General features: G+C 35.1%; 14 protein-coding genes. 6 read left to right on the top strand and 8 right to left on the bottom strand.

Translation table 11 applies throughout. The features are described from left to right. Window positions 1–95: 95 nt before the first annotated feature. On the top strand, window positions 96–1,283 hold the full coding sequence (locus ACFOZ1_RS09760; RefSeq protein WP_390198852.1) for an aminotransferase-like domain-containing protein: 1,188 nt from the start codon (window positions 96–98) through the stop codon (window positions 1,281–1,283). Window positions 1,284–1,347: 64 nt separating this feature from the next. Here the strand turns inward: ACFOZ1_RS09760 and ACFOZ1_RS09765 are convergent, their stop codons facing one another. From ACFOZ1_RS09765 to ACFOZ1_RS09785, 5 genes are all read right to left on the bottom strand, one after another. After that, window positions 1,348–1,785, bottom strand: coding sequence for a YueI family protein (locus ACFOZ1_RS09765; protein WP_390198854.1), 438 nt, complete (start codon window positions 1,783–1,785; stop codon window positions 1,348–1,350). Between the two features lie 168 nt (window positions 1,786–1,953). Further along, window positions 1,954–2,340 (bottom strand): ectoine synthase, encoded by a 387-nt coding sequence (locus ACFOZ1_RS09770; protein ID WP_390198856.1) that lies wholly within the window; start codon window positions 2,338–2,340, stop codon window positions 1,954–1,956. 51 nt (window positions 2,341–2,391) lie between these two features. After that, window positions 2,392–3,660: a diaminobutyrate--2-oxoglutarate transaminase gene (ectB, locus tag ACFOZ1_RS09775; protein WP_390198858.1), complete on the bottom strand. Its 1,269-nt coding sequence runs from the start codon at window positions 3,658–3,660 to the stop codon at window positions 2,392–2,394. A 55-nt stretch (window positions 3,661–3,715) separates the two neighbouring features. After that, on the bottom strand, window positions 3,716–4,234 hold the full coding sequence (ectA, locus tag ACFOZ1_RS09780; protein WP_390198860.1) for a diaminobutyrate acetyltransferase: 519 nt from the start codon (window positions 4,232–4,234) through the stop codon (window positions 3,716–3,718). Window positions 4,235–4,698: 464 nt separating this feature from the next. After that, window positions 4,699–6,168, bottom strand: coding sequence for a catalase (locus ACFOZ1_RS09785; RefSeq protein ID WP_390198862.1), 1,470 nt, complete (start codon window positions 6,166–6,168; stop codon window positions 4,699–4,701). Between the two features lie 335 nt (window positions 6,169–6,503). On the opposite strand from ACFOZ1_RS09785, the gene ACFOZ1_RS09790 reads away from it, so the two are divergent. From ACFOZ1_RS09790 to ACFOZ1_RS09800, 3 genes are read left to right on the top strand one after another with little or no spacing between them, the layout of a single operon-like run. Beyond that, window positions 6,504–7,280, top strand: coding sequence for an ABC transporter ATP-binding protein (locus tag ACFOZ1_RS09790; RefSeq protein ID WP_390198864.1), 777 nt, complete (start codon window positions 6,504–6,506; stop codon window positions 7,278–7,280). A gap of 9 nt (window positions 7,281–7,289) precedes the next feature. Next, the gene (locus ACFOZ1_RS09795) at window positions 7,290–8,240 is read left to right on the top strand and encodes a bile acid:sodium symporter family protein (protein WP_390198865.1); all 951 of its coding nucleotides are present in this window, start codon (window positions 7,290–7,292) and stop codon (window positions 8,238–8,240) included. A 47-nt stretch (window positions 8,241–8,287) separates the two neighbouring features. After that, window positions 8,288–8,641 (top strand): DUF1360 domain-containing protein, encoded by a 354-nt coding sequence (locus tag ACFOZ1_RS09800; RefSeq protein WP_390198867.1) that lies wholly within the window; start codon window positions 8,288–8,290, stop codon window positions 8,639–8,641. A gap of 600 nt (window positions 8,642–9,241) precedes the next feature. Here ACFOZ1_RS09800 and adhE read toward each other — a convergent pair. After that, a complete protein-coding gene (gene adhE / locus ACFOZ1_RS09805) occupies window positions 9,242–11,842 on the bottom strand; it encodes a bifunctional acetaldehyde-CoA/alcohol dehydrogenase (RefSeq protein ID WP_390198869.1) in 2,601 nt (866 codons plus the stop codon). 59 nt (window positions 11,843–11,901) lie between these two features. Continuing rightward, on the bottom strand, window positions 11,902–12,150 hold the full coding sequence (locus tag ACFOZ1_RS09810; protein WP_390198871.1) for a hypothetical protein: 249 nt from the start codon (window positions 12,148–12,150) through the stop codon (window positions 11,902–11,904). A 157-nt stretch (window positions 12,151–12,307) separates the two neighbouring features. On the opposite strand from ACFOZ1_RS09810, the gene ytzI reads away from it, so the two are divergent. After that, window positions 12,308–12,454 (top strand): YtzI protein, encoded by a 147-nt coding sequence (gene ytzI, locus ACFOZ1_RS09815; protein WP_390198873.1) that lies wholly within the window; start codon window positions 12,308–12,310, stop codon window positions 12,452–12,454. A gap of 317 nt (window positions 12,455–12,771) precedes the next feature. Here the strand turns inward: ytzI and ACFOZ1_RS09820 are convergent, their stop codons facing one another. Beyond that, window positions 12,772–13,938: an iron-containing alcohol dehydrogenase gene (locus ACFOZ1_RS09820; protein WP_390198875.1), complete on the bottom strand. Its 1,167-nt coding sequence runs from the start codon at window positions 13,936–13,938 to the stop codon at window positions 12,772–12,774. 256 nt (window positions 13,939–14,194) lie between these two features. Between ACFOZ1_RS09820 and pflB the strand changes: the two genes are divergently transcribed. Then, on the top strand, window positions 14,195–16,456 hold the full coding sequence (pflB, locus tag ACFOZ1_RS09825; protein WP_390198877.1) for a formate C-acetyltransferase: 2,262 nt from the start codon (window positions 14,195–14,197) through the stop codon (window positions 16,454–16,456). Window positions 16,457–16,469: the final 13 nt, after the last annotated feature.

Below are 16,469 nucleotides of genomic sequence, written 5' to 3' on the forward strand. Positions count from 1 at the left end.
CTACAGGACAGTTACTTATAACAAGTAGCTGTCTTTTCTAAACACAATGAAAGAAAAAAGTGTGAGCATATATAGGAGAAGGAAGGAATAGGACTATGAAATATGGTTTTTCAGAACGTGTAAAGTACCTGAAATCCTCTGCAGTAAGGGATATATTAAAGGTTATTAATCAAGGGAATATCATTTCATTTGCTGGGGGATTACCTGAAGAAAGTCTGTTTCCGATTGAAGCAGTTGACCAAGCTTTTCATAAAGCTGTAACAACAAACACAAAATCGTTACAATATGGAGAAACAGAAGGTGTAAAGGAACTACGTGATTTACTAGCAGAACGCATGAAACAAAAAGGATTGGTTAGACAAGCAGAGAATATTCTTGTAACATCGGGAAGTCAACAAGCAATAGATTTATTCTCACGTGTAATGTTTAACAAAGGTGATGTGATTTTAACAGAAAACCCAACATATTTAGCAGCACTACAAGTGTTTGAATCCTATGAGACAAAAGTAGTAGCAGTGGATTCTGATGATGATGGAATGATCATTCAGGATTTAGAAGCAAAAATCGCTAAATTTAAACCAAAATGTATATATGTTGTCCCAACGTATTCTAATCCAACAGGAAAGGTTTGGTCATTAGAACGTCGACTTAAATTGTTAGAGCTCGCGAACAAGTACCATGTTGTTATTTTTGAAGATGACCCATATGGGGAATTGCAATTTGATAAAGAACAAGCACCACCATCCATCGCATCTTTAGATGAAAATAACCTTGTGCTTTATACAAGTACATTCTCAAAGACAGTAGTACCTGCGATGAGAATTGGTTGGATTGTAGGTCCGTACCAAATTATTCGAATAATGGCACAAGCAAAACAAGCATCAGACTTGCATACAAATTCTATTAGCCAACATGCGCTCGTACATTTATTGAAGGACTTTGATATAGATCAACACATCCAAACAATTCGAGATACGTATTACGAAAGAATGTTGGTAATGAAAGAGTTATTAGATTCTGTATCTATTGAAGGATTGAGTTACATTGCTCCTAAAGGTGGGATGTTCTTCTGGGTATCTCTACCAAAGGAAATGAACACAACAGCACTTTTAGACGAGGCAGTAAAAGAAGGTGTGGCTTTTGTACCTGGTGCGCCATTTTATGTATCCGATGCAGAAGAGAATACATTACGCTTAAACTTCACGAACTCTTCTCCAGCGCTTATTCGCGAGGGAATGGAAAAACTCGTGAAAGTGTTAGAAAATGCAAAAGTACACAATTAATACTAATGCTTCGTTCAAAAAAACGCTAGGAACAACGATACAATTTGTTCCTAGCGTTATATTTTTAGTCGGTCTCAAATAACTTCTTCCACCAACTCGTCTTTTTAGTTTCTTCTTCTTGTGGTACTTCTTTTTCTTCTGGAAGAAATATTTCTTCCTTGTCAATTGCATCTGGCATTGTGAGAACTAATCCATAATTAGATGTAGATGCTTTGTCTGTTATGGAAGTGTACGAAATCTTATGTTGGTTTGCTACTTCTCTATAAGGTTTGAAAAAGCGAAAGTTCATGTCCCCATTTAATAACATTTTAGAGGAAGGGTATTGTTTCATTGCTTCAGTAAGTTCTTTTATCCCTTTTTCGCCGCGTACTTCTGCTTGCGTTAATACAAGCACAACTCTTTCTCTTATTGTACCTAAAAATCTCCTTCGTTCATCTGGTCGTATTTCTTTCGGACCATAAATGCCTTCTTGAATATAATCATCCATCTTTTTTTGACTCATGATCACACCTCTAATTAAACAATTCTATATATAGTATACAACAAAATGGAAATAAAATCGTCCATCGAAACAAATGTCGATGGACGATTTCCTTTTTAAGATAAGAAACGGGGATTTCTTATTGTATATTATTGGTCAATAGTTAAGGATAAATTTCCCTATGCAATCTTAATCTTCGTCTACTGGATATACACCATTCTCATCGTGAACTTCATTCCCAGTTAGTGGTGGGTTGAATACGCATACCATTCTCATATCTGTTCTAGCTCTTAATAAATGTTCATCATTTTTATCTAATGCATATAAAGTGTCTTTTGTAATTGGCCATACTTTGTTATCACTTAATGTAACTACTTCGCCTTCACCTTCAATACAATACACAGATTCTAAATGGTTTTGGTACCAAATATGAGTTTCTGTACCTGCTTTAATAATTGTATCGTTAACGGAATAACCCATTCCATCACTTTTATTAATTAGACGTCGGCTAATCCAATTACCGCCATCTACATCTTTATCTGTACCTAAAATATCGTTTAATTTTACTACTTTCATAAAATAAATTGCCTCCTAATTGTAATCTATATAATTAACCATATTACTAAATTAATTAGTAACAGGGTCTTTAACAGAATCTCTAACACTTTCTTCAATAATTGCTAAGCCCTTTTCCAAATCTTCTTTTGGAATAGTAAGTGGCGGGAATAGTTTAAATACTTCATCATTTGGCCCTGCTGTTTCCATGATTAAGCCTTTTGCAAAGCATTTCTCGGCTACTTTAGAAGCAAGCCCTTCTACTTCTGACGCAATCCCTACCATAAATCCACGTCCTCTAACTTCTCCTTTTAATTCAGGATAATCAGAAACAATTTTTTGTAAGGATGCATAGATAATCTCAGATTTTTCATGGATAGATTGCTCAAAAGATTCATCTTCCCAATAATCTAATGCTGCTGTCGCTGTAACAAATGCATGGTTATTACCACGGAACGTACCATTATGCTCACCTGGTTTCCAAATATCTAGTTCTGGTTTAATTAATGTCACAGCTAATGGTACACCATAACCACTAAGAGATTTAGATAAACATACAATATCAGGTTTAATGCCAGCAGCTTCAAAGCTGAAGAATGTACCAGTTCGCCCTACACCTGCTTGCACGTCGTCAATAATTAATAATATTCCCCAGCGACGACATATCTCTTCAATTTTCTTTAACCATTCAAAGCGGGCAGCGTTAATTCCACCTTCACCTTGTACTGTCTCTACAATCATTGCGGCTGGAATGGCTACACCACTACCATTATCTTCTAAGAAACGTTCCAAATATACTAAAGTATCATGGTCAACATAGTTATCATATGCCATTGTTACAGTATTCTGTAATGGAATACCTGCTCCTTGACGCTTCATAGAATTCCCTGTTACAGATAAAGAACCAATTGTCATTCCATGGAATCCACCAGTGAAACTAATAATGTCTGTTCTACCTGTTACCTTACGTGCAAGTTTTAATGCACTTTCTACTGTATTTGTTCCAGTTGGTCCAGGGAACATCATTTTATAATCAAGCTCTCTTGGTTTTAAGATGACTTCTTGGAACTTCTCAATGAAATCTGCCTTTGCAATAGATGCCATATCAAGGGAATGTGTAATGCCATCTTCCATAATATAATCCACAAGTTTTTGTTTCATTTTGTCATCATTGTGGCCATAATTAAGGGCACCTGCACCTGAGAAGAAATCTAAATATTCTTTACCAGATTCATCCCACATTTTATGTTTTTTCGCTTTTGTGAATACTGTTGGGAAATTACGCACATAGCTTCGTACAACAGATTCATACTTATTAATAATATCAATATGTTTACTCATTTTTATAAATTCCTCCTCATAATTAAATACAGAATACTTTGAATATTCTGAATTACTACTTTACAATAGGGCCCACAACAAACTTTAACTCTTCTTCGTGATCAGGACCTGGAAACAGTTCTTTCGTGAAAAATGAACTAGAATGGATGTTAGTATTGTACTCTCTCGCTAAACGTTCAAATAACGATTGAGAAGCACGGTTAGTTGGTGTTATAGTTGCTTCCACATATTTAATATTCTCACAAGCGTCACTTTGCATTAGAAAGTGTAACATTTGTGATGCAATTCCTTTACCTCGTTGGGAAGCGTCTACTCCTACTTGCCATATAAAAATGGTGTCTTGTTTCTTTGGAGGGATAAATGCAGTAATAAATCCGACTACTTTGTTATTTTGTTTTGCTACTACACATGTTTCATCAAAATATTCACTCATTAAAATGTATTTATAAGATGAATTAGTATCGAGTGTTGATTGTGTAACTAATTCCCACATAGCAGCACCATCTTCTTTAGTAGGATGCTTATATTCTACATCAAGAGATACCGCTTTTTTGTTATTGTTAGTATTAATCACAACTTACTCCTTTCGTATTTGGCAATTTTTCGTTGCGCAAATCGTACATATATAATGTTACAGACAAACAAAGAGATTCGCAAACCGCTAATAATCTGATTATTCTGGATTAATGTTGATTTACTATCTTTACAAGTATCTCTTTTATGAATGATTAATAAATACTCTCATATTGTCATGTATTCTCTTAAATAGGCAAGATTTGCTTTTCTACTCATTTGATATATAACCATTTTTCAAAAGAGTAAACTTCTTTTTTTGTTTTAAGTATGAAACGATTACGTATAACCCGACTCGGCTTACTCACTCCCCTTCCCATGGGCTTTTTCCTTTTTTCAAAATCATTAAATAGACTTATCCTCTAATACAAATAAAATCCAAACGATTCGGTAAATAGCATTCGAATCGTTTGGATTGTTTTAATGAAAGAAATCTCTTATTTCAATCTTATTTATTGATTTAATTTACTTTTTTAAATGTGCTGGCACTTCTACTTGTAATTTCTCTGCAATACCTTCAGCTAATGCTGGATCTACTTTATAGAAGTTTTCTAATTGACGTTCAATAATACCTTCACGAGTTACGCCGCTCATTGATTCAGCGAAGTTCTGGATTAAGCGTTCGCGTTCTTCGTCATTCATTACATCATTAAATAATGCACGTGGTTGTGAATAGTGATCATCACTATCGTATGCAACACTATCAGCAAATCCTGTTACTTCAAATGGACTAATTTTGCTTTCAGGAGTTTCTTTTGGTGTACTGCTGAAACTATTTGGCTCATAGTTAGGTGCACTGCCACCATTACCATCAAAGCGCATTTGTCCATCACGTTGGTAATTATTAATTGGTGATTTCGCACGGTTGATTGGTAATGCTTCGTGATTTGCACCAATACGGTAACGGTGTGCATCAGAATATGCAAATAAACGACCTTGAAGCATTTTATCAGGTGATGCTTCAATTCCTGGAACAAAATGACCAGGAGAGAATGCAGCTTGTTCTACTTCAGCAAAGTAGTTTTCTGGATTACGATCTAATACCATACGACCAACTTCAATTAATGGGTAATCAGCGTGTGGCCATACTTTTGTTACATCAAATGGATCGTAACGATATGTGTTCGCATCTTCAATTGGCATGATTTGTACTTTTAATGTCCATGATGGATAGTCACCTTCAGCGATGGCATTAAACAAATCTTGTGTATGGTAATCTGGATTATCTCCAGCAATTGTCGTTGCAGTAGCAGGGTCTAAGTTTTTTACACCTTGGTCTGCAATAAAGTGATATTTCACCCAAACTGCTTCTCCATCATTATTTACCCATTTAAATGTATGGCTACCATATCCGTTCATATGACGTAAAGTAGCTGGAATTCCACGATCTGAATGTAAATAAGTAATTTGGTGTAATGATTCAGGTGATAGTGACCAGAAATCCCAAACGGCATTCGGATCTTTTAAGTTTGTTTGTGGGTTACGTTTTTGTGTATGAATAAAGTCAGGGAACTTAATTGCATCTCTAATAAAGAAGATTGGTGTATTGTTACCAACTAAATCATAGTTACCTTCTTCTGTGTAGAATTTCACAGCAAAACCACGAGGATCTCGAACAGTATCAGCTGAACCTAATTCACCTGCAACTGTAGAAAAACGGATAAACATTGGCGTTTTCTTTCCGATTTCTGATAAAAATGCTGCTTTCGTATATTTAGAAACATCATTCGTTACTTCGAAATAACCATGTGCACCCGCACCTTTGGCATGTACAACACGTTCAGGTACTCTTTCACGATTAAAATGCGCTAATTTCTCTAGTAAATGTACATCTTGGATTAATGTTGGACCTCTGTGACCTGCAGTAATGGAATTTTGATTGTCGCCAACTGGCGCACCAGATGCAGTAGTTAGATATTTTTTTTCTTCACTCATGTAAGCACCTCTCCTTAATAAAGAATTCATCTTTTATTATAATACAAATCTCATAAAAATCAATATTTATTTAAAATTATTTTAAATAAGAACATAAAAAAAGAGGCAGCTATTAAAAATAGTTGCACTCAATGGATTGGGAAACATCCTAGAAACTTTTGTTGATTGGGGGTAACAAAAGATATGTGTAAAGGGAATGTTTCGTGCACGTTTGTATCGTGCTCTAAATTCATTATAACGATAATGATAATCATTTTCAATAGTTTTTTGAAAAAATATGATAAATTGTATGTGAGGATGGGAGAAAGATGTATACTTAAGGTGAGGTGAGAAGAATGGTGATAGATATGAAAGGTATTTCTCTAAGGAAAAGTGGCAAATGGATTTTACATAATATTAACTGGCAAGTGAACAAGGGAGAACATTGGGCGTTAGTCGGATTAAATGGAGCAGGCAAGAGTGCATTATTGCATATGCTTGTTGCTGATTATTTTCCTACTAATGGGCAATTATCTGTTGTTGGAAAGACATTTGGCAAAGATGTGTTAGGGGAGCGATTGCGTCAACAAATCGGTATCGTATCTTCCTCTATTAAAGGGAAGTTATATGGCACAGACACAGCGTATCAAGTTATATTAAGTGGGGGATTTGCCTCTATTGGATTATATGAAGAACCAACAGACACAATGAGAAAAAAGGCGATAGAACTATTGAAAGAACTAGACTGTTATGACTATGCAAACCGAGAATTCCGAACATTGTCTCAAGGAGAGCAACAAAGAATATTAATAGGACGAGCATTAATGGGGAACCCTAAACTATTGATACTTGATGAACCAACGAATGGACTAGACTTTATTGCTAGAGAGAAATTGTTAGATACAATCGAATCATTAGCAAAAAAAGTTACTCCAACAATGATTTTCGTGACACACCATGTCGAGGAGATTTTACCAACATTTAATAAAACATTATTATTGAAACGTGGGGAAGTATTTGCGAGTGGAGATACAAGTAGTATGCTTACAGGAGAAATGTTGAGTGAATTTTTTGGGATAAAAGTGACAATAGATTGGATGAATGAAAGGCCATTACTACGCAGAATGAATTAGGAGAACATCATGATGTTAAACAAACTTAATCAACAATTACAACGAATTATGCCATTCATTGCACCAAGTAGTGTCATTATTGGTGTCTATTTTGCATCAATATTTTCTCAATTAGAGCCATTTGTATTATATATTTTCGCATTTATGACATTCGCGGGAAGCTTGAGTTTAAATTTTGTTGCATTACATCGAGTAATTTTACATCCACTTTCTGTCTTGATTGCTTTACTATTATTACATATTATTATGCCATTATGGGCATGGTTAATTGGTGCGCTCACATTTCCAGGGGATGAACTAACCATTATTGGTTTTGTATTAGCAATGATTATCCCAACAGGTGTGACAAGTTTTATTTGGGTATCGATGAATAAAGGGAATGTTGCATTGACATTATCCATTATATTAATTGATACGATATTGTCGCCATTTCTTGTGCCATTTACACTTTCTTTATTTGTTGGGGAATCGATTGATCTCGAAGTATGGCAATTGATGAAGGGATTATTGATAATGATTGTGATTCCATCCATTATGGGGATGTTGTTACATGAATGGACAAAGGGAAAAGTGCATGAAGTGTGGAGTCCAAGGCTCGCTCCGTTCTCTAAAATAACATTAGCACTTGTTATTATGATTAATAGTGCTCAGGTCGCACCATATTTAAGTAACATTAATTGGAATTTGATTAAGATAGCCATTGCTATGTTCTTTATCGCAGGAACAGGGTATTTGTTAGCATGGTTTTTTGCAAAAAGTTTTAAAAGAGAGAATGCAGATATTATTTCTTTAACATTTAGTGGAGGAATGAGGAATATTAGTGTGGGTGCAGTCATTGCTGTTCAATATTTTCCAGGTCCAGTGGCGGTTCCTGTAGTGACAGGCATGCTATTCCAGCAAGTATTGGCATCATTCTATAGTAAATTTTTGCAAAGAAAGCAACATGTAAAAGAGTCATGATTGAAGCAAAAAGGTAATAAGATAATAGTAAATCAGAGAGAGTAGGTGTGTATATGATTACATGGCTGTCCTTATTGCTATTATCTTTAGCCGCATTTCGATTAACTAGGTTAATTGTTTATGATAAAATAACAGGATTTATTCGAGCGCCATTCTTGGAAAGAGAAGAGAATGTACTTGCAGACGGCACTGTAGAAGAAATCGTATCTTATAAAGGGACTGGATTGAGACGGTGGATAGGTGAATTATTAAGTTGCCATTGGTGTGTAGGTGTATGGGTTTCTATATTTTTGTTTTTCGGATTTACTTATTTTCCAATAATTTTTATGCCGCTCACTATTATTTTAGCAATAGCGGCATTTGCAGCAATTATAGAAGTGATTGTTTCATACTTTATATAATCCTGCTAAATTAAAAAAAGACTTTGCACCACTAGGTTTAAAATAAGTGACTAGCCGAAACGGTTGCAATGTACACAGAAAAAGCTCAAGATAACCAAATAGAGTTCTATCTCATTTTATTCCTAACAAGCACAAAATCCAAACAATTCGGTAAATGGTTTTCGAATCGTTTGGATTTTTGCAATGAAAGAATTCTTTTGTCCTAATCTCAGTTGCGCTTTTGCCATATTGATATAAGTCCGTATTCATTCGTATCTCATTTTAAATCCTAAACAGTCGTAATACTGATAATATAAGAAGATACGAACTCTTAAATAGATTGCAATTAGGTATTTTTATTCTGTTTCTTATAGCTACTACAGCTACAAGATTTGCGACGTCTAGATTTTTTACGTTTAGTTGTAGAAGAAGTAGTCGCTGTCGTAGTTGTCTCTGATGTATTAGTCATACACATAACCCCTTCATATTCGATTGTAATGTGTCATTACTTGTATTAGTTTATGTGAATATTGTAGAAATGTTCGGGACTATAATAAAAGCGTGATATATATGGACAAATCAAAGCGCCCGTTTTGAAACGAGCGCTTTTAGATTTTGTTCTTAGATTCCTTTAAATGCTTGTAAATATACTTCTTTTAGTTCTTTAACTAATGGTAATTTAGGGTTTGCTGTTGTACATTGGTCTTCAAATGCTTTGTCTGCTAATCTGTCCACTTGTTTCATAAATTCTTCTTTTGTTACACCATTTTCTCTAATGCTCATTGGGATATTCAATTTCTTTGCGAGATCATTTATTGCTTTAATTAAGCTTTCCACGCCTTCTTCTGTTGTTCTAGCTGGTAATCCTAATACTTTAGCAATTTCTGCATAACGTTGATCTGCAATGAAGTGCTCATATTTAGGAAATGCTACAAATTTTGATGGTTTTTTTGCATTGTAACGAATAACATGTGGCATTAAAATGGCATTTGCACGTCCGTGAGCAATATGGAATTCTGCCCCTAATTTGTGTGCTAAGCTATGGTTAATACCAAGGAATGCATTCGCGAATGCCATACCAGCAATTGTTGATGCATTATGCATTTTTTCGCGAGCTTTTTCGTTTGCACCATCTTTATAAGCAATCGGTAAATATTCAAATACAAGTTGAATTGCTTTAATAGCTAAACCATCTGTATAATCATTTGCCATATTAGATACATATGCTTCAATCGCGTGTGTTAATACGTCCATACCAGTATCAGCAGTAACAGTTGGTGGAACAGACATGACGAATTGCGGGTCAATAATTGCAACGTCAGGTGTTAAAGCATAATCCGCTAATGGATACTTAATATTGTTTTCTTTATCTGTAATAACAGAGAATGATGTTACTTCAGAACCCGTACCAGAAGTAGTAGGAATAGCAACAAACTTAGCTCTTTTACCTAGTTCAGGATATTTATAAACACGTTTTCTTATATCAAGGAATTTTTGTTTCAATCCATTAAAATCAATATCAGGATTTTCATAGAATAACCACATTCCTTTAGCTGCATCCATCGCAGATCCACCACCAATTGTAATGATGACATCTGGATTGAATTTCTTCATTTCTTCTGCACCACGCATGACGGTTTCTTTAGATGGATCTGGTTCTACATCTGAAAAAATTTCACAATGTACATAATCTGGTCGTTTGCGAAGATAGTAAAGTACTTTATCTACGTAACCTAATTTCACCATCATCTGATCCGTAACAATAAATGCTTTTGTGATTTTAGGCATCTTAGCTAAATATTGTACAGAGTTTTTCTCAAAATACACTTTTGGTGGAACTTTAAACCATTGCATATTCACATTCCTTTTTGCAACTTTTTTGGTATTGACTAAGTGAACTGTACCAACGTTCGTAGATACAGAGTTTCCTCCATAAGAACCGCATCCTAATGTGAGTGAAGGGAGGTAGGCATTGTATATGTCTCCAATCGCCCCTTGAGAAGATGGAGCATTGACAATAATACGCCCTGCTTTCATTCTCTTACCAAATGCTTCAATGACTTCTTGACTTGTTGCATGTATCACTGCTGAGTGTCCAAGACCACCAAATTCTAGCATTTCTTCACAGCGTTGTAAGCCTTCTTCCGTACTGCCAACTTTATAGCATGCAAGTACAGGGCTTAATTTCTCACGTGAAAGTGGTGCTTGAGGTCCAACTTCTTGTAATTCTGCTACAAGAATTTTTGTATTTTCAGGTACTTTAATACCAGCCATTTCTGCGATTTTTACTGGGCTCATTCCAACGATATTCGGATTTACTGCACATGTATTCTCATTGATAACAAGTTTTTCTAGTTTTTGGCGTTCTTCATTATTAACGAAATAGCATTGATTGTCGATCATTTCTTGCTTCACTTGATCATAAATTTCTTTATCAATAATGACTGCTTGTTCAGATGCACAAATCATACCATTATCGAAAGTTTTAGATAAAATCAAATCATTCACAGAGCGTTTCACTTCCGCTGTTTTTTCGATATAACAAGGTACGTTACCTGGTCCAACACCTAGAGCTGGTTTTCCAGAACTGTAAGCAGCTTTTACCATACCTGCGCCACCAGTTGCTAAAATAAGTGCAATATGATCATGTTTCATTAATAATTGAGTAGCTTCTAAGCTAGGCTCTTCTATCCATTGGATACAATGTTCTGGTGCACCTGCTTTTAATGCTGCTTGGTAAAGAATGTTTGCTGCTTCACTACTACTTCTTTGTGCAGATGGGTGAAATGCAAAGATGATTGGGTTTCCAGTCTTTATTGCAATTAATGTTTTGAACATCGTTGTAGCAGTTGGATTTGTCACAGGTGTTACACCAGCGATGACTCCGATTGGTTCTGCAATTTCAATGACTCCATCATGCTCATTGTTTCTAATAATTCCAATTGTTTTATCGTACTTAATGTTGTGATAAATATATTCTGTTGAGAAGATGTTCTTAATAATCTTATCTTCGTAGACACCACGTTTTGTTTCTTCAATTGCCATTTTTGCTAAATGCATATGTGCATCTAACCCAGCAAGTGCCATTTCCTTTACAATGTGATCCACTTCTTCTTGGTTCAATTGTTTTAGTGCTTGTAATGCTTTCTTTCCTTGCTTCACTTTATTGTCAATTACTTGTTGTACAGAAACTTTTTCTTTTTCAATCGGTTTAGTTACCATTATTCTCTTCCTCCTAAGTAAAATGAAATATATATTTGTGAAACATTGAGCATAAAAGATTAGTAGTAATGCATAACATTTGATTCATTTGTTGGATGACGAGCAACTTTTACAAAAGTAATATCTTGATACATACGTGCTGAAGCTTTAATTAGGATGACATAGTTTGTTGTCCATATGATTGCAGGATAATTATGCCCTTCTTCTATAAATAATGCTTCAAAAGTATCACCAACCTCTTGTTCAAAAGTATCTTGTGTATATATGTTTGTGTCTGTTTGAAAATCAATCCATTGAAAAGAGATCATTGTTTTCTACCCCTTTCTGTATAGTGATTTCTTTCTTGGTATCATCATATCAGATGATAGCGCATACAGTTTGGGGTATTTTTGTCTAATTTGTGAAATGTTTCACAATTAAAAATGTGTTATACTTAATCCATCATTTTGTAAAGGGTGAAACGATGTGTGGGTTGTGATTATTGTCTGTATTATTGTTGTAATTATGGTGTTAGCACTATCTATTATGACGTTGAATAAAGGTTATGGATATAAACAAACAGTAGATCCATTACCAGAAGAACACTTTTCTGACGATGTAAAGAAGAATTAGATGTAAAGAAGAATTAATTGGCTATAGAAGCAAGATTACTATAAAACTATAGCGTTGTAATAAATGTTAAAGCCTTAAACCACTTTCATAAGTAGGTTTAAGGCTTTTCTCTGTTTGGAGAATACAATTGCTTATAAAGAATAGGCAGACGACATAAGCTATGTTCGTCTGCCTAAAAACTTCCTAAAGTATGAAGAAATGCTTAGCAACAATGAAAACATATAAATCGCTATACAGCACAGCAAGCTATCTGTTGCATTTATCCAAAGTCCATCTTCTGTTTAGATAAGGAGTTTTATTCTCTCCGCTTTCCTTCATTATAATGCTTGTCGATAAATATGAATCGAATCTTGTTTGTTTAGCTTTTTGAAGTTACCAAATTCTTCTCTCGCACTTACTGTATGATCTGCCATCATTTCAATAGTAGATTCGTCAATAGAATAATCACTTAAGCGACTTGGTGCGCCGATTTCAGTCCAAAATCTGCGGAGTTGTTTGATTCCTTCTAGTCCAATCTCTTTATCAGACTTACCTTCTGGATCGACATGAAATACTCTTAAAGCAAATTGTTTAAATCGTTCTACATTCTCATCTATTACGTATTCCATCCAATGTGGGAATAGTATAGCAAGTCCACCACCATGAGGAATATCGTGTACAGCAGATACGGCATGTTCTAAATTGTGTGTAGCCCAATCTCCTTGATAACCCATATTCACCATACCGTTTAGTGCCATTGTGCCATTATAAAGGACAGTTGCTCGTAGTGTTTCATTTTCTAAATCTTTTACAAGCTTCGGACCAGTTTCTACCATTGTTTGTAGAATACCTTCTACCATTCTGTCTTGTAAGAATGTATTTGGTTCATGATGGAAATAATGTTCTAATGCATGTGACATAATATCCACGATTCCATAAATGGTTTGGTCTTTTGGTACACTCTTTGTAAATACAGGATCGAGAATTGAGAATGCTGGATACGAGTAGGGGCTACCCCAACCATGCTTTTCTTTTGTCTCCCAATTTGTAATGACACTACCTGCATTCATTTCAGAACCAGTTGCTGCAAGTGTTAAAACTGTCCCAAATGGCAGGGCATCTGTCGCTTGTGCTTTCTTTGTAACAATATCCCAGATGTCATTATCAGATTTCGCACCAACTGCAATTGCCTTCGTACAATCAATTGTGCTACCACCACCAACTGCAAGAAGTAAGTCAATCTGATGCTCACGACACAATTCAATTCCTTTTCTTGCAGTAGATACACGCGGATTAGGTTCCACACCATTTAACTCAAAAACTTGTTTGTCTGCATTTTTTAAAATAGTCATGACTTGATCGTATACACCGTTTCGTTTAATACTTCCGCCACCATAAACAACTAATATATTTTTCCCATATTTAGAAAGTTCTTGCGTGAGATTTTCTAGTTGATTTTTACCAAAGTATAATTTTGTTGGATTATGAAAAATAAAGTTTTGCATCCATCATTACCTCCTGAAAATGAATTTCTTCATTATATTGTAGTATTACTATGGCAATTATTCTTTTTGCTGTAAAGTATTTTGTTTTGGGAATGAATAGTTAGTAGGAATGTACAATTGTGAACAAATTCGTAATTTTACTTTTCTATCTGTTAAATGTGATGAATTTCACATGACAAATCAAATAAAGAGGAATATAATAAAAATATGAAATATGTTCAATAATGCACAAACTTTATACAGGAGGTCATATAGAATGAAAGTATTAGATGAAATCCGTAGTCGCGAAAACGCATGGGAAAGTTTTAAAAAAGGAAAGTGGCAGTCAGAAATTGATGTAAGAGACTTTATTCTAAAAAACTATACGTTATATGATGGGGATGAAGAGTTTTTAGCAAATCCTACAAATAATACATTAGAATTATGGAAGCAAGTAATGGAATTAACGAAGGAAGAAATGGAACGGGGTGGAGTATATGATTTAGATACAGAAATTGTGTCAACAATCACTTCACATGACGCAGGATACTTAAACAAAGAGACTGAAAAAGTCGTCGGTGTACAAACAGATGTCCCATTCAAAAGGTCATTGCAACCATTCGGTGGTATACGAATGGCGGTGGCAGCAGCAGAATCGTATGGATATAAAGTTGACGACAATGTTGTGAAAACATTCACAGAGTTTCGTAAAACACATAACCAAGGCGTATTTGATGCGTATTCGAAAGAAATGTTGCTTGCTCGTAAAGCTGGAATTATAACAGGACTACCTGATGCTTATGGTCGTGGCCGAATTATTGGGGATTATCGTCGAGTTGCATTATATGGTGTCGATAGATTAATTGAAGCGAAAAAAGAAGACTTAGAAATAGTCGGTGGCAATGGTATCATGAGTGAAGAAGTGATACGAGATCGCGAAGAAATTGCGGAACAAATTCGAGCACTTCAAGAATTAAAACAATTAGGTACGATTTATGGCTTTGATCTTTCTCAACCAGCAACAAATGCAAAAGAGGCTGTGCAATGGCTATATTTAGCATATCTTGCAGCAATTAAAGAACAAAATGGTGCTGCAATGAGTTTAGGTCGTGTCTCTACATTCTTAGATATATATATGGAACGAGACATTCGTGCAGGAGTTTTGACAGAAGAGGAAGCACAAGAATTAGTGGATCACTTTGTCATGAAATTGAGATTAGTGAAATTCTCAAGAACACCTGACTATAATGAATTATTTAGTGGGGATCCAACATGGGTAACAGAATCTATAGGTGGTATTGCTTTAGATGGTCGGCCATTAGTTACTAAGAACTCTTTCCGCTTCTTACACACATTAGAGAACTTAGGGCCTGCACCTGAACCAAACTTAACAGTATTATGGTCAACACAATTACCAGCTGGATTTAAGAAATACTGTGCAAAAATATCGATTCAAACAAGCTCCATTCAGTATGAAAGTGATGACTTGATGCGTGAGCAATATGGTGATGATTATGGTATTGCATGTTGTGTCTCTGCAATGCGAATTGGTAAACAAATGCAATTCTTTGGAGCTAGAGCCAACTTAGCAAAAGCATTACTTTATGCAATAAATGGTGGAGTGGATGAGAAGTTAAAGTTACAAGTGGGACCGAATTATCAACCAATTACATCAGAGTATTTAGAATATGATGAAGTCCGAGCGAAATACGATAAAATGATGGATTGGTTAGCAGGCTTATATGTAAATACATTGAATGTAATTCACTTTATGCATGATAAATATAGTTATGAGCGTATTGAAATGGCATTACATGATAGAGAAGTACTCCGAACAATGGCTTGTGGTATTGCAGGGTTGTCGGTTGTCGCTGATTCTCTATCTGCAATTAAATATGCAAAGGTAAAAACAATTCGTGATGAGAATGGTTTAGTTGTAGATTACGAAGTTGAAGGGGACTTCCCTAAATATGGTAACAACGATGATCGTGTAGATGAAATTGCCAAAGAATTAGTAAAAACATTTATGAACAAAATTGCCCAAAATAAAACATATAGAAATTCTGTACCTACTCAATCGATTTTAACAATTACATCAAATGTGGTGTATGGTAAGAAAACAGGGAACACACCTGATGGAAGAAAAGCTGGAGAACCATTTGCTCCAGGTGCGAACCCACTACATGGACGTGACACAAATGGATCATTAGCATCCTTAAGCTCTGTTGCTAAATTGCCGTATGAGTATTGCTTAGATGGTATTTCTAATACATTCTCTATTGTGCCAAAAGCATTAGGAAAAGAAGAAGAAGCAAGAATTAATAACTTAGTTGGTATGCTTGATGGTTATGCTATAAAACGCGGGCACCATCTAAATGTGAACGTATTTGATCGCGAAACATTGTTAGATGCAATGGAACATCCGGAGCAATATCCACAATTAACGATACGTGTATCTGGATATGCAGTGAACTTTAATAAATTAACTAGAGAGCAACAAATCGATGTAATTAACCGAACATTCCATGAAAGTATGTAATCGAATGTGAGGA

This window comes from Gracilibacillus marinus (assembly GCF_042651725.1).
In the GTDB taxonomy this organism is placed as follows: Bacteria; Bacillota; Bacilli; order Bacillales; family Amphibacillaceae; genus Gracilibacillus; species Gracilibacillus marinus.